Genomic DNA, 14209 nt, shown 5'->3' with positions numbered 1-14209 from the left:
TAAATCGACCTTTTCAGGCTCGACTCTGTTAAAAACGGTAGCTATAATGTCGCGTCTTGATAAATATCAAAAATAAGCTACCTGTACCAACAGCGTCTTCAGCATCAATAATATCGCTGTGCTGGGTTTCAGAGCTAAATCCATGGTCAAGAAACGAATATCTAATGGTTGAGTTGTCGACCATTACAAAGAACGTCAGACATATTTCGAGGTAAAACAATGCAAGTTTCTGTTGAAACAACTCAAGGCCTAGAGCGTCGCCTAACTATTTCTGTACCTGCTGAGCAAATCGAGAAATTGGTTAAAGACAATGTATTGCGCGAAGCTAAGCGTGCTCGTCTTCCAGGTTTCCGCCCAGGCAAAGTGCCTATCGGCGAAATCAACAAGCGTTATGGCAAAGCCATTCGTCAAGACATCACTGGTGAAGTGATGCAACGCAACTTTATTGAAGCAATCGTAGCTGAAAAGTTAAATCCTGCAGGTGCACCAGTATTTACTCCTGGTTCAACTGAAGGTGATTCTTTTGAATTCGTTGCAACATTTGAAATCTACCCAGAAGTTGTTCTAACGGGTTTAGATAGCATTGCAGTTGAACAGCCTAAAGCTGAAGTTAATGATGCTGACGTTGATGTTATGATTGAAACATTACGTAAGCAACATGCCACTTTTGCCGCTGTTGAACGTGCAGCAGTTGCTGACGATAAAGTTAAAATGAACTTTATCGGTTCTATTGACGGCGAAGAATTCGAAGGCGGAAAAGCTGATGATTTCGAACTTCAATTAGGCAGCAACCGTATGATCCCTGGTTTTGAAACCGGTATCGTAGGCCATAAAACAGGTGATGAATTCGAAATCGAAGTGACTTTCCCTGAAGATTACCACGCTGAAAACTTGAAAGGTAAAGCGGCTAAGTTCGTTATTACTTTGACTGAAGTTCAAGCGGCTAATCTGCCAGAAGTGAATGATGAATTTGCTTCATTGTTTGGTATTGCTGAAGGTGGCTTAGATGCACTTAAAGCTGAAATCCGTAAAAACATGACTCGTGAACTAGAGCAAGCGTTAAAAGCGAATGTGAAAGAACAGGTTATTACTGGTTTACTTGCAGCAAACGACATCGCTATTCCTAAAGCGCTTATTGAGGGTGAAGTGAATGTACTTCGTCAACAAGCTATGCAGCGTTTTGGTGGTCAAACTGAAAATATGCCTGAACTTCCGGCTGAACTTTTCACTGAACAAGCTGAACGTCGTGTTAAAATCGGTTTGCTATTAGGCGAAGTGATCAAGACAAACGAACTAAAAGCAGAAGATGATCGTGTTAATACATTGATCGAATCTATGGCTTCAGCGTATGAAGATCCATCTGAAGTTGTTTCATACTACAACTCAAACAAAGAACTCATGCAAAACATGCGCAACGTAGCGCTTGAAGAGCAAGCGGTGGAAGCATTGTTAAAATCATCAAAAGTAACAGTTAAAGACGTCGCTTTTGAAGAATTTATGAACAAGGCTACCGGACGAGCGTAAGCTAAGCTTGACTTAACAAGCCGTTCGCCATTTATAATGGCTCGTATGAGGTTCCTCTCATGCGGGCCATTTTTATTTTAGGGAAATGAATAATGCATAAAGCACCAGAATCAGTACTCAATGCTCTTGTACCTATGGTTGTTGAACAAACAGCTAAAGGTGAACGTTCTTATGATATCTACTCTCGTCTATTAAAAGAGCGAGTCATCTTTCTAGTTGGTCAAGTTGAAGAACACATGGCTAACCTTATTGTTGCTCAATTATTATTCCTTGAGTCAGAAAGCCCAGATAAAGATATTTATTTGTACATTAACTCTCCTGGTGGCTCTGTCACAGCAGGTATGGCTATTTATGACACTATGCAGTTCATTAAGCCTAATGTGAGTACCGTATGTATGGGCCAAGCCGCGAGTATGGGCGCATTCTTGTTAGCCGGTGGCGCTAAAGGTAAACGTCATTGTTTACCGAACTCTCGAGTGATGATCCATCAGCCATTAGGCGGTTTCCAAGGTCAAGCATCCGACATCGCCATTCATGCTCAAGAAATTCTTGGTATTAAGAATAAATTAAACCAAATGTTAGCGGACCATACTGGTCAACCGTTAGAGGTTGTTGAACGTGATACCGACCGTGATAACTTCATGAGTGCTACTCAAGCTGTTGAATATGGTATTGTCGATTCATTACTCACGAGTCGCGGCTAAAACTGGTAGCTGATTTTCTAGATACTTTCAGGTATTCTGTATTGAAAGGCGTTCAGTCATCAATGTGGTTATGATAAGTATCTACAAGCAGAGCTTAGGTTCAACCTAAGTTGTAAACAGAGGTAGAATAATGGGCGATAACAAAAATAACGGTGACAGCGGCAAACTGCTGTACTGCTCTTTTTGCGGAAAAAGTCAGCATGAAGTCAGAAAACTCATTGCTGGTCCATCAGTTTATGTATGTGACGAATGTGTTGATTTATGTAATGACATTATCCGTGAAGAAATCAAAGAGATTTCACCCAAACGTGATGAAGACAAATTGCCGACACCGCATGAATTGCGCAAACATCTTGATGACTACGTAATCGGTCAGGATCAGGCTAAGAAAGTGTTAGCCGTAGCGGTATACAATCATTATAAGCGTTTACGTAATGGCGCTATTAAAGATGGCGTTGAACTAGGTAAAAGTAACATTTTACTATTAGGTCCAACCGGTAGCGGTAAAACTTTATTGGCTGAAACGTTAGCACGCTCACTTAATGTCCCTTTTGCTATGGCAGATGCAACCACATTAACCGAAGCTGGTTATGTGGGTGAAGATGTTGAAAACATCATTCAGAAGCTACTGCAAAAATGTGATTACGACGTTGAGAAAGCGGAACGCGGTATCGTCTATATTGATGAAATTGACAAAATCAGTCGTAAATCTGACAATCCTTCAATTACTCGTGATGTATCGGGTGAAGGTGTTCAGCAAGCGTTGCTTAAGTTAATTGAAGGCACCGTTGCTTCTGTTCCTCCACAGGGCGGACGTAAGCATCCACAACAAGAATTCTTGCAAGTGGATACGTCTAAAATTCTGTTTATCTGTGGTGGTGCGTTTGCTGGACTTGAAAAAGTCATTGAGCAACGTGCACACACCGGAACCGGAATTGGCTTTGGTGCCGAAGTAAAAGGCGAAGCGGATAAAGCGACTATTTCACAAATCCTTAGCCAAGTAGAGCCTGGTGATTTAGTGAAGTTTGGTTTAATTCCTGAGTTTATTGGTCGTTTACCTGTTGTTGCTACGCTAACTGAGTTAGATGAAGCTGCATTAGTACAGATTCTGTCTGAGCCAAAGAATGCATTAACTAAACAATATAGTGCATTATTTGAGATGGAAAATGTCGAACTTGAATTCCGTGATGATGCATTACAAGCCATCGCTCAAAAAGCAATGTCACGTAAAACCGGTGCACGTGGATTACGTTCTATTGTTGAAAGCATCTTGCTCGATACAATGTATGATATTCCGTCGACACAAGGCGTGATTAAAGCCGTTGTTGATGAATCAGTAGTGAAAGGCGAGTCAGCCCCTATTTTGATTTACGAAAACACTGAGACACAGGCTGCTTCAGGCGAGCAATAATTGCACTGATAGTCAGGAAGTTGAAAAATAAGGAGTCCATTGGGCTCCTTTTTTCGTATTAGCCATTGAAACTGATAACATCACCCCAATATACTCAGTAATAAGTCAATTTCATTAAACGGAATCGAGCCATGACTAAAGAGCGTGAAGCGCATATCGAACTCCCCGTGTTACCACTTAGAGACGTGGTAGTTTACCCGCATATGGTAATTCCGCTATTCGTGGGACGGGAAAAATCTATTCGTTGCCTAGAATCGGCAATGGAACAAGACAAGCAAATTTTATTAGTCGCTCAGCGAGATGCAGATCTTGATGAGCCTACCAAAGACGATATTTTCGATATTGGTACTGTTGCCTCTATTTTACAGTTGCTTAAATTACCAGATGGCACGGTAAAAGTATTAGTTGAAGGTGGCCAGCGTGCCAAAATCAAGCAATACACCCAAGAAGAAGAATTCTTTGCCGCAACAGCTGAATACCTCGAGTCTGAAGAATTAAGTGATAAAGAAGAAGAGGTGTTAGTTCGCAGTGCTATCGGTCAATTTGAAGGCTACATCAAGTTAAATAAAAAAATCCCACCTGAAGTATTAACTTCATTGTCGGGGATTGATGAAGCCGCTCGTTTAGCAGATACCATGGCTGCACATATGCCATTGAAGCTTGAAGACAAACAATCTGTCCTTGAGATGATCAATGTCGGTGAGCGTCTGGAATATTTAATGGCGATGATGGAATCGGAAATTGACTTGCTTCATGTCGAAAAACGAATCCGTACTCGTGTTAAAAAACAGATGGAAAAAAGTCAACGCGAATACTATTTGAATGAGCAAATGAAAGCCATTCAAAAAGAGTTAGGCGATATTGACGAAAGCCACGACGAATTTGAAGTATTGGCGCGTAAGATTGAAGAAGCTGGCATGCCAGTTGAAGCCAAAGAAAAAGCCACTGCTGAGTTAAACAAACTCAAAATGATGTCACCTATGTCAGCTGAAGCCACAGTTGTGCGCAGCTATGTTGACTGGATGACTGCGGTACCTTGGAAGCAGCGCTCAAAAATAAAGCGTGACTTAGCCAAGGCGCAAGAAGTACTCGATACCGATCACCATGGGCTTGAAAAAGTCAAAGAACGTATTCTTGAGTATTTAGCGGTTCAAAGCCGAGTTAAGCAGCTTAAAGGGCCTATTTTGTGTTTAGTCGGACCTCCAGGTGTGGGTAAAACCTCATTGGGCCAGTCGATTGCCAAAGCAACCGGCCGTAAGTATGTTCGTGTTTCTTTAGGCGGCGTACGTGATGAAGCGGAAATTCGTGGTCATCGTCGTACCTACATTGGTTCTATGCCAGGTAAAGTCATTCAAAAGATGGCTAAAGTAGGGGTTAAAAACCCATTATTCTTACTCGATGAAATCGATAAGATGAGTTCTGATATGCGTGGCGACCCATCGTCAGCGTTATTAGAAGTGCTCGATCCTGAACAGAATGCGACCTTTAACGATCACTATCTTGAAGTTGATTATGACTTATCAGATGTGATGTTCGTTGCTACGTCAAACTCAATGGATATTCCTGGCCCTTTACTTGACCGTATGGAAGTTATTCGTTTATCGGGTTACACCGAAGATGAAAAGCTCAATATTGCTAAGAAGCATTTACTGACTAAGCAAATTGAGCGTAACGGCCTTAAAGAAAAAGAAATCAAGGTTGATGACAGCGCTATTTTAGGCATTATTCGCTATTACACTCGTGAAGCGGGTGTGCGTTCATTAGAACGTGAATTGTCGAAGATTTGTCGCAAAGTGGTTAAGCATATCTTGCTTGATAAAACGGTCAAAATGGTTGAAGTTAACCAGGAAAATTTAAAGTCATTCCTTGGTGTGCAACGTTTTGACTTCGGTAAAGCTGAATCGAATAACCAAATCGGTCAAGTAACCGGTCTTGCATGGACTCAAGTTGGTGGCGATTTATTAACAATCGAAGCCACCTCAGTAGCAGGTAAAGGTAAATTAACCTATACCGGTTCGCTGGGTGATGTGATGAAAGAGTCGATTCAAGCGGCAATGACCGTAGTACGTGCTCGTGCTGAAAATCTTGGCATTAACAATGATTTTTATGAAAAACGAGATATTCATGTGCATGTACCAGAAGGTGCGACGCCAAAAGATGGTCCATCTGCGGGTGCGGCAATGTGTACAGCGTTAGTGTCTAGTTTAACCGGTAACCCTGTACGTAGTGATGTAGCTATGACAGGTGAAATTACTCTACGTGGCGAAGTATTGCCTATTGGTGGTTTAAAAGAAAAGCTATTAGCAGCCCATCGCGGTGGAATTAAGCATGTATTAATTCCTCAAGAAAATGAACGCGATCTGGAAGAAATTCCTGCAAATGTGATTGCTGATTTAATCATTCATCCAGTGCGTTGGATAGATGAAGTGTTGAAATTGGCGCTTGAGCGACCAGTTGAAGGCTTTGAAGTGGTTAAAAAATAGCTTGTTAGTTAAAAAATTGCTGTAGAGCATGAAAAAAATGAAAAAAGGGGCTTAACAAAACGCTGACCTGTGGTAGCCTAGGTTTGTGGATAGTCAGACGCACCAAGCCCTTGGGGCATCTGGCGTTGAGCAGTATCCAATTTCATTTTTTGGTTTTCGTACTAAGTTTGGTGTGTTATCAAGCTTATAAAATAAAGCCTCCGCAGACCGCTCTAAACATAGATTTGGTTGCGGCGCGACAATAACATTCAAGGGGATGACATGAACAAATCTGAACTAATCGAGAAAATCGCATCTGGTGCTGATATTTCTAAAGCTGCTGCTGGCCGCGCACTAGATTCTTTTATCGCTGCGGTAACGGAAGGTCTTAAAGATGGCGATAAGATTTCTCTAGTTGGTTTTGGTACATTTGAAGTACGTCAACGTGCTGAACGTACTGGCCGTAACCCACAAACGGGTAAAGAAATTAAAATTGCTGCTGCGAACATTCCAGCGTTCAAAGCTGGCAAAGCGCTAAAAGACGCTGTTAACTAAATAGTTAATAACGTGGCCTTTGTAAGGCATTCGTAATACAAGCACTGCTTAGGCGGTGCTTTTTACGAAAAGCAATATTGTTATGCAAAGCATAATACATATTGGGAGTATTGGGTCATACCCGTGGTAGCGTCTGATAACTCCATATAATTTACAATAAGGCGCATCCACAAGGTGATGCGCCTTTTTATTTTATTAATCGCAACAAGCGAGAATTCAGATGTTAGAAAAAATTCGTGAAGGATCACAGGGGATTGTTGCTAAAACAATTCTAGTACTTGTGATACTTTCTTTTGCTTTTGCCGGTGTGAGCAGTTATTTAGGCTCAAACACGGGTGTACCTGCTGCAGTTGTTAATGGTGACGAAATTGGCGCCAACGAACTTGAACAGGCTTTTCAAAATGAACGCTCGCGTATTGAGCAACAGCTAGGCGAAATGTTTACTGCATTAGCGGCTGACGACTCCTACATGAACGGAATTAAGCAAGGTGTATTGGATCGTTTAATTGCCGATAAGCTCATTGATCAAGCTGCCAACAAGTTGGGCTTACGTGTATCAGATGAGCAAATCAAGAAAGCGATTATCGAAGAGCCTGCATTTCAAACCGACGGTCAATTTGATAACGAACGCTACCTAGCAGTATTGCGTCAACTAGGTTATCAAACCACAAGCTTTAGAAACATGATGCGTGTAGATATGACCCGTCGTCAGTTATTAAATGCGCTTGTTGGTAGTGAGTTTGTGCTGGACGGTGAAGCTAAACAGCTTGCAGAAGTTCAAGGCCAAACCCGTGATATTCGCTACTTAGTCGTCGACTCAACACCGTTTTTATCAACTGTTTCTGTCGCTGATGAAGAAGCTCAAACTTATTACGATGCTAATGTTTCGCAATACATGAGCCCTGAAAAAGTCAGCCTTGAGTATGTTGAATTGAATGTTGCCGACATGGCTAAAAACAGCGAAACCTCTGATGAAGAAGTGAAAACTTATTACGAAGAGAATCAAAAGCAATATCAAACGGCTGAAAAACGTCTTGCTGCGCATATTTTTGTCGCCGCAACTGACGATGACAGCGCAGATAAAGCCAAAGCTGATGCTATTGAAGCCAAGTTAACCGCGGGTGAAGATTTTGCTGAGTTAGCAAAAACTGATTCTGACGATCAGCTTAGTGCTCAACAGGGCGGTAAGTTAGATTGGTTTGAACAAGGCGTAATGGACCCTGCATTTGATGAAGCACTTTTTGGATTACAAAAAGATCAAGTCTCGTCAATTGTGAAAAGTGAGTTTGGTTACCACATTATTAAGCTGCTTGATTTACAAGCTAGCCAAGCAACCGCTTTTGAAAACGTTAAAGCGAAAATTGTTGCTCAGCTACAAGAAAAGAAAGCCTTAGATGTGTTTTATAGCTTACAAACTAAGTTGGCTGATACCAGTTATGAAATTCCTGATACTTTAGCTGAAACTGCGCAAGCGGTTAATGCAAAAGTACAATCAACGCAGTTATTCTCGCGTGATGACGTACCGGCTAAATTTAACAATCCTGAATTTATCAAAGCCGCATTTTCTGACCAAGTGTTAGCAAGTGGTTTAAACAGCGATGTGATTGAACTTGCGCCAAACCATGTAGTGGTTATTCGCATGAAAAAACATCAGACAGCTGGCGTTATGGGATTTGCTGAAGTAAAAGCTGGTATTGTTGAACGTTTACAGCAAGATAAAGCGAATGACGGTGCTCGTGACAAAGCTGCGGAATATATGGCACAGTTAAAAGCGGGTAATAACACGCTAACAGGTGCTTCATTGACGACATTAGCTAAACTAGGTCGCTTTAATCAGGATATTGATCAAGCTATCACCAATAAAGCCTTCAAAATTGCCGCTCCTGCTGAAAATAGTGTCACAATTGATACTGCAGCGTTAGCGACAGGTTATGCGGTTATTGTGGTTGATAAAGTCAATAAAGCAGAAGGCATTAATGACAACCTCATCAATACGCTTAAACAACGTATTGCGCCTCAATACAGCGAAGCTGATTATCGAGCAGTGGTTGCCTCACTTAAAACTGATGCTGAAATTGAGTATCCAGTTGCCGACTAGTTAAGTCGTCGCAACAGATGAAATACTAAAAGACCTAGGCTCACGTCTAGGTCTTTTTGTTTATAAGGTATTAAGCCATGAAGACCATCTCTAATATACAACCTAGTGAATTGTTTGGGTTATCAAATTACAGTGATGACTTATTCGAATCGATCAAGGGCGTTGCTTTACAGTTCAAACATATTACTTTTGAACGCTGTCATTTTACCCAATGTGATTTTAGTCAAACTGATTTCTATCATTGCCATTTTATTGAGTGTGTTTTTAGTCAATGTAATTTAAGCGTAATGTCAGTTGTTGCTACAGAGTTTGATGATGTGACTTTTAGCGACAGTAAAGCCATAGGTATTGATTGGACTAAAGCTCAGTGGCCACAGTTTATGGCTCAAACCACAATTAAGTTTGAACGATGTTTGCTCGATGGCAGTAATTTTTATGCGCTGCATTTACCCGAGTTTTCACTTGTTGATTGCCGCGCTCATGATGTCGACTTTAGAGAAGCTAATTTAAACAAAGCAGATTTGCGTATGACCGATTTTAATTTAAGCCAATTTAGTCATACAAATTTAACGAAGGCGAATTTTACCGATGCGTTGAATTACCAAATTGATATTACTGCTAATAACGTTAAGCAAGCCAAATTCAGTCGGTTCGAAGCCTTAAGTTTACTAGAAGGTTTAGATATTCAATTAGTCGACTAGTGTACATTGCCACATTGTTAGCACAAAAGTGTGTTTTATTGCATGTGTACAAATCGTTAATTTACATTGGTTTAGTTATCATAAATAATCGACAGTAACAATTTAATCCAAAGGAGAGGGCATGAGCCACAGACTTGATGACGCATTTGAGCGTGCATTAGCCTATTTAGATCAACACTTAAATGAGCCTTTTGATCGACAAGTGTTGGCCGACATTGCCCACATCCCGTTATGTCATTTCGACCCATTATTTACTGCGCTGTACCATATGTCTATTGACGCTTATGTTGAATTGCTCAAAAGCCTAGAAGCTGCCCATTTATTAGGTTTTGGCAAGCAAGTTTCTCTGGCCACAATAGCGGCTAAATTAGCGTATCGTAACGAACAGCATTTTATCGAATCGTTTACTCGCAGTATAGGTCAAAGCCCTGAATCGTTTCAGCAAGCACCTGATTGGGGCAATTTTTTTGCGAAGCAACAACCGCTTAAATCATTTCGAGTAGATGCTAATCAGCAAGATAAGCAATCTTACTCTGTTGATATTGTATCGTTTGATGCGCAGGCATTAGCGGTGATGGAACATCATGGTGATCCGGCTTTATTACCTCAAACCATTGCGAGATTTATTGAATGGCGTCGACAGTTTGGCTTATTTCCTACAAGTTGCAGAACCTTTAACCTGCTTTACTCAACCCTTGAGTTATCTGTTAAAACGCAATATCGAATTGATATTGGTGTATCGTTAAATGCCGAGACACAAGCTATAGTGTCTGAGTCGAGCCAGATTAAGCTCAAATCAATCCCTCAGGGACGATGTGCGATGATTAAATACAGTGGTGATGACAATGGTCTAACAGCGGCAATAGATTACCTGTATCGCGATTGGGTTAATGCTAATGATATTACACTACGAAATTACCCGGTATATTTAGAACGACTCGATATTGGCAGAACTGCCTCCGTTGAACAACAATCCGGATCACCACTCGATGCGCAACAGGTATTAATTTGTTTACCGATTGTTTAATGACAAACTGAAAAGTTAGGATGTGGACAGTAATCGGTTATTTTTTATCGTGATAAGACGCTACTGCGGTATTCATCTAGATGAAACGTAAGTGCTTTAAACCCTTATATATTGAGTGTTATGGCCTTATGTGTTTCATCATTTCAGCACAAATCCATACCATATAATTTGCCCAAGCATATCCAAAAACTGAAAACATCACTGCAACTGGGGCTAAGTGACGATTAAAAGCCATAGCGACAACCGGCGAAGATGCAGCGCCACCAATACAGCATTGGCTGCTTATCGCCATGTAAGCCACTGGCGCTTTCATCAGCACACCAGCAATAATCACCAATAGTGCATGTATTGTTAACCAAACAAACCCTATTGCAAAGTATATAGGGAAATCATTAATCATGGTTAAGTCCATTTTTAACCCCATGGTAGCAATAAGGAAATACAATAATACCGTAGATATTTTAGAAGCACCCAGTTGTTCCAAATGTCTTATTTTTGTATATGACAAACCAATGCTGGTGCTGGTGACTATTATCACTATCCAAAAAAAATGCGAGGTACAACTCCATTTCCCTGACTCTGGATAATGCAGGCTGAAAAAAGGGACTAACTCGTCAGCCCCCCAATGGGCTAAGCCTGTCACACCAAAAGCAACAGCAAAAATAAAGATATAACCTTTAAGACTGGGTAATGATGTTGGTTTTGTATTACGTAAATGGATCCCATCGACCAATAAACGGATACCATTTACATCAGCGCCTATTTTGTTATCTATTTTTTCAGCATGGGGAGCACACATGAGCAAAAATGCCATCCAAAGTGCTGAGAACACTACATTAACCGATATCATTATGGCGAACACATCATCTTCAACATTGTAGATTTCTTTCATGGCAAATTGGTTTGCAGTCCCGCCAACCCAATTACCTGCTAATGTTGCCATTGCTCGCCAAGTCGAGCCATTACCATCCCAGTTAAGCTGCTCGGGCGAAATGATTGAAAAGAGATATAAAGCCAGTGGTGCACCTAAAATAATCCCCAAAGTACCGATGAAGAATAAAATGATGATCTTAGGGCCGAGTAATAACATTGATTTAATATCAACACTGATAATCAATAATGTTAAACAAGCTGGCATAATATAACGAGAGGCAATGACATTGAGCTGGCTATTTGCCATATCGATAATATGAAAAGTGTTAAATATAGAGGGCACTACATAGCACATCACCATAACAGGTACAAAGTGATATAGGATTTTCCATGGTCTACTTGGTAATTCACTCGTATAGAAAATTAACCCTAAGGTAAGAGCTAATAATCCTAAAATAACAGGATCTTGATCAATCAACTGGTTATTCTCATGTGCTGCCTAATGTCATAAATCAATATTGCTGAAGATCTAAAATGCTTGAAGAACTAAACGAGTTAATCGTTTTCATTTAGCAGTGTAGCCGGCCGGCTAAATTCTAAAAACTCACGCGCGAGCGAACTGAGTGGATTATCGTTTCGGTATATTGCCCAGTAACGACGTGAATAATCCCAGTCTGTTAGTAATAATTCGACTAACTCTCCTCGTGCCACTTCCTCTTCTACCGCTAACAAAGGCAATACACTAATGCCTATTCCAGTACCAACGGCTCTTTTAATTGCGCCCATAGTGTTCATGGATAACTCTTGCTTAATATTTACATGTGCACTTTTTAGTAATTGAGTATTGCGGATTCTCGATACCGAAATCGTTTCATCCATTACCCAAAGTTGTTCAGATAACAACTCGGGAGTAATCATTTCTGTTACTAGTGGGTTGTCTTTGCCAGTAATAATACACAATCGGTCTTGTAACCAAGGTTCATGTAATAGATTCTTATGTCCAGGTTTTGCATCGACAAAGCCGAGATCAAGTTCTTTTTCAGCCACCATTTTCTCAATGCTGAGGCTGTTGTTAATAAATAGTTTGATATCAACAGAAGGGTGTTGTTGTTTAAATAATGGAATTTTGCGAGATAAAACATAGTTGCCCGCTGTTTTACTGCAACCCACTTTTATACTGCCTCTAATGGGGCTACCTTGAGAAAAAACATGTTCTAATTCCATGCCTTTAGACAGCATCTCATTGGCATAAGGTAATATGACAGCGCCATTATCATTAATGGTAAGCCCTGTGCTACTTCTTTCAAAAAGGCGACTGCCAAGCGAATCTTCTAAATCACGTAGGGCCATGCTCACCGCTGGCACTGACATATGTAGTTCTATCGCTGCTTTTGAAATTTGGCCGCAGGTATGAATCGCTTTAAAAATAGATAATTGTTTTAAGGTTATTCGCATAAGTAGATCAACGATGGCTGTTTTATAGAGTATATCGTGCCAAAAGGAAGCCAGCACAAAAGGGTAAGTCTAAATGTTAAAAACGTTAACAAGCGCAACTTTTATCTATATGTTTAACCAGACAAAAGCCAAGTTAGTGTATTGATAACAGCTAACTTGGCTTGGCAGTTGTTGCTTTATACTGTTTGTATAAAGTATTTTTAGAAGTTAAATCTTATGCCGACAGTTGCAATATTATCGTCTTCAAGATCGATAACGACACCTGAGTTAGCGATTTGATATTCGCCGTCATACATAGCGTAATGTGCTTGAAGCATGGTTGATTTTGATAACTGGTAATCAGCACCGAAAACAAGTGAGGTAATGTCAACGTCAGTGGCTTGATTGTAATCACCAGATGATGCTACCGCTGAATTGTATTTGAGGAACTTACCAAAGCCTGCTTCATCCTTACCGTATTCAACTTTTAAGTTTACGCCATTTAAATCATAGTTAACGGCGACAAAATAAGAATTTCCTTCTTTATCATCATAACTTTGGCTTTCAGAATGTTGATAAAGACCACCCACTTCAAATTTGCCCATTTTGATTTGGCCAACACCACGATAGGCATCAACACCACCAATTGTGTTGTATGCGCCTGCTATATAATAACGAGTGTTTTTCAATTTCTTATCACCGGCAACAACAGACAACGCATATTGTGTTTCATCATTACCTTCATAGTTGTCATCCATTAGGTAAGTACCATTAACAGTAATTAAACCGGCAATGGTGGGTGAATAATATGTAATACCGTCTGCTTTTCTGTCTTGACCGGCAATCATACGGTTATAAGCAGCGTTGGTAAGATCAAACGCTTCAACATCCCCTTTAGATGATTTCATGACGGTATCGTTACGACCAACTAACAGAGTACCAGCATCAGACGATACCCCTAAATAGGTACTTCTTGCGCTAAAAAGTTCATCGTCACCTTCGTTTGTTGCCCCATTTACCTGTACTTCCATTTGATAAACTAGTTGAAAATCATCATTGATTTTCTCGCTCCCTTTAACGCCAATTCGACTAAAGTTGTTCTCAAGTACCGTGCCTTCTTTTTTATTTTGGGTGGTGAAACCGTGCTCTGAATTAGTTAATGTGATATCTAAACGGCCATAAGCAGTGGGTGAATCAGCTAATGCATTGAGTGATGTTACCGATAATGCAGAAAGTAATACTATGGAAACTAAGTTTTTATTTGTGTTCATGATCATCTCTTCTCATTAATTATTATTACCTAAATTAGTTGCTTTCTGTATTGGGGTGAAAGCATAAATTAATGTTAATGATTAACTGACAGACGAATATTAACGTGGGTCACAGCACTCAAGTTTTTAGAGCGTTTTAAGAAAGTCTG

Annotated in this window: 11 protein-coding genes; 8 read left to right on the top strand and 3 right to left on the bottom strand. The window is 40.4% G+C overall.

Features of this window, described 5'->3' with window-relative positions:
* Positions 1–219: 219 nt before the first annotated feature.
* The 8 genes from tig to HNW13_RS13780 all read left to right on the top strand — a co-directional run bounded on the left by tig (position 220) and on the right by HNW13_RS13780 (position 10482).
* Entirely contained in the window at positions 220–1524 is a 1305-nt protein-coding gene (gene tig / locus HNW13_RS13815; protein ID WP_101087836.1) for a trigger factor, read from the top strand.
* Positions 1525–1616: 92 nt separating this feature from the next.
* Entirely contained in the window at positions 1617–2228 is a 612-nt protein-coding gene (clpP, locus tag HNW13_RS13810) for an ATP-dependent Clp endopeptidase proteolytic subunit ClpP (RefSeq protein WP_101087838.1), read from the top strand.
* A 130-nt stretch (positions 2229–2358) separates the two neighbouring features.
* Entirely contained in the window at positions 2359–3639 is a 1281-nt protein-coding gene (gene clpX, locus HNW13_RS13805; protein ID WP_101087840.1) for an ATP-dependent protease ATP-binding subunit ClpX, read from the top strand.
* Positions 3640–3770: 131 nt separating this feature from the next.
* Complete coding sequence (lon, locus tag HNW13_RS13800; RefSeq protein WP_192116000.1) at positions 3771–6122, top strand: endopeptidase La; 2352 nt, start codon at positions 3771–3773, stop codon at positions 6120–6122.
* A 261-nt stretch (positions 6123–6383) separates the two neighbouring features.
* The gene (hupB, locus tag HNW13_RS13795; RefSeq protein ID WP_059745462.1) at positions 6384–6656 is read left to right on the top strand and encodes a nucleoid-associated protein HU-beta; all 273 of its coding nucleotides are present in this window, start codon (positions 6384–6386) and stop codon (positions 6654–6656) included.
* 220 nt (positions 6657–6876) lie between these two features.
* A complete protein-coding gene (locus tag HNW13_RS13790) occupies positions 6877–8754 on the top strand; it encodes a SurA N-terminal domain-containing protein (protein WP_192115999.1) in 1878 nt (625 codons plus the stop codon).
* Positions 8755–8831: 77 nt separating this feature from the next.
* Positions 8832–9455: a pentapeptide repeat-containing protein gene (locus HNW13_RS13785; protein WP_182743732.1), complete on the top strand. Its 624-nt coding sequence runs from the start codon at positions 8832–8834 to the stop codon at positions 9453–9455.
* Positions 9456–9576: 121 nt separating this feature from the next.
* Positions 9577–10482 carry a GyrI-like domain-containing protein gene (locus tag HNW13_RS13780; protein WP_192115998.1) on the top strand — a complete coding sequence of 302 codons (906 nt, stop codon included), beginning with the start codon at positions 9577–9579 and terminating at the stop codon, positions 10480–10482.
* 118 nt (positions 10483–10600) lie between these two features.
* On the opposite strand, the gene HNW13_RS13775 is transcribed toward HNW13_RS13780, so the two are convergent.
* The 3 genes from HNW13_RS13775 to HNW13_RS13765 all read right to left on the bottom strand — a co-directional run bounded on the left by HNW13_RS13775 (position 10601) and on the right by HNW13_RS13765 (position 14066).
* Positions 10601–11833: a DUF819 family protein gene (locus HNW13_RS13775; RefSeq protein ID WP_101087850.1), complete on the bottom strand. Its 1233-nt coding sequence runs from the start codon at positions 11831–11833 to the stop codon at positions 10601–10603.
* Positions 11834–11910: 77 nt separating this feature from the next.
* Positions 11911–12810 carry a LysR substrate-binding domain-containing protein gene (locus HNW13_RS13770; RefSeq protein ID WP_101087852.1) on the bottom strand — a complete coding sequence of 300 codons (900 nt, stop codon included), beginning with the start codon at positions 12808–12810 and terminating at the stop codon, positions 11911–11913.
* A 200-nt stretch (positions 12811–13010) separates the two neighbouring features.
* The gene (locus HNW13_RS13765; RefSeq protein ID WP_192115997.1) at positions 13011–14066 is read right to left on the bottom strand and encodes a porin; all 1056 of its coding nucleotides are present in this window, start codon (positions 14064–14066) and stop codon (positions 13011–13013) included.
* Positions 14067–14209: the final 143 nt, after the last annotated feature.

The organism is Shewanella sp. BF02_Schw, assembly GCF_014596695.2.
Lineage (GTDB): Bacteria > Pseudomonadota > Gammaproteobacteria > Enterobacterales > Shewanellaceae > Shewanella.
Note: the sequence above shows the minus strand (reverse complement) of the source record. Positions and strands in the feature narration are given on the sequence as shown.

Excerpts from the sequence above, each read along its gene's own strand:
- tig (WP_101087836.1), top strand. The coding sequence starts at position 220 with ATGCAAGTTTCTGTTGAAACAACTCAAGGCCTAGAGCGTCGCCTAACT.
- clpP (WP_101087838.1), top strand. The coding sequence starts at position 1,617 with ATGCATAAAGCACCAGAATCAGTACTCAATGCTCTTGTACCTATGGTT.
- clpX (WP_101087840.1), top strand. The coding sequence starts at position 2,359 with ATGGGCGATAACAAAAATAACGGTGACAGCGGCAAACTGCTGTACTGC.
- lon (WP_192116000.1), top strand. The coding sequence starts at position 3,771 with ATGACTAAAGAGCGTGAAGCGCATATCGAACTCCCCGTGTTACCACTT.
- hupB (WP_059745462.1), top strand. The coding sequence starts at position 6,384 with ATGAACAAATCTGAACTAATCGAGAAAATCGCATCTGGTGCTGATATT.
- HNW13_RS13790 (WP_192115999.1), top strand. The coding sequence starts at position 6,877 with ATGTTAGAAAAAATTCGTGAAGGATCACAGGGGATTGTTGCTAAAACA.
- HNW13_RS13785 (WP_182743732.1), top strand. The coding sequence starts at position 8,832 with ATGAAGACCATCTCTAATATACAACCTAGTGAATTGTTTGGGTTATCA.
- HNW13_RS13780 (WP_192115998.1), top strand. The coding sequence starts at position 9,577 with ATGAGCCACAGACTTGATGACGCATTTGAGCGTGCATTAGCCTATTTA.
- HNW13_RS13770 (WP_101087852.1), bottom strand. The coding sequence starts at position 12,810 with ATGCGAATAACCTTAAAACAATTATCTATTTTTAAAGCGATTCATACC.
- HNW13_RS13765 (WP_192115997.1), bottom strand. The coding sequence starts at position 14,066 with ATGATCATGAACACAAATAAAAACTTAGTTTCCATAGTATTACTTTCT.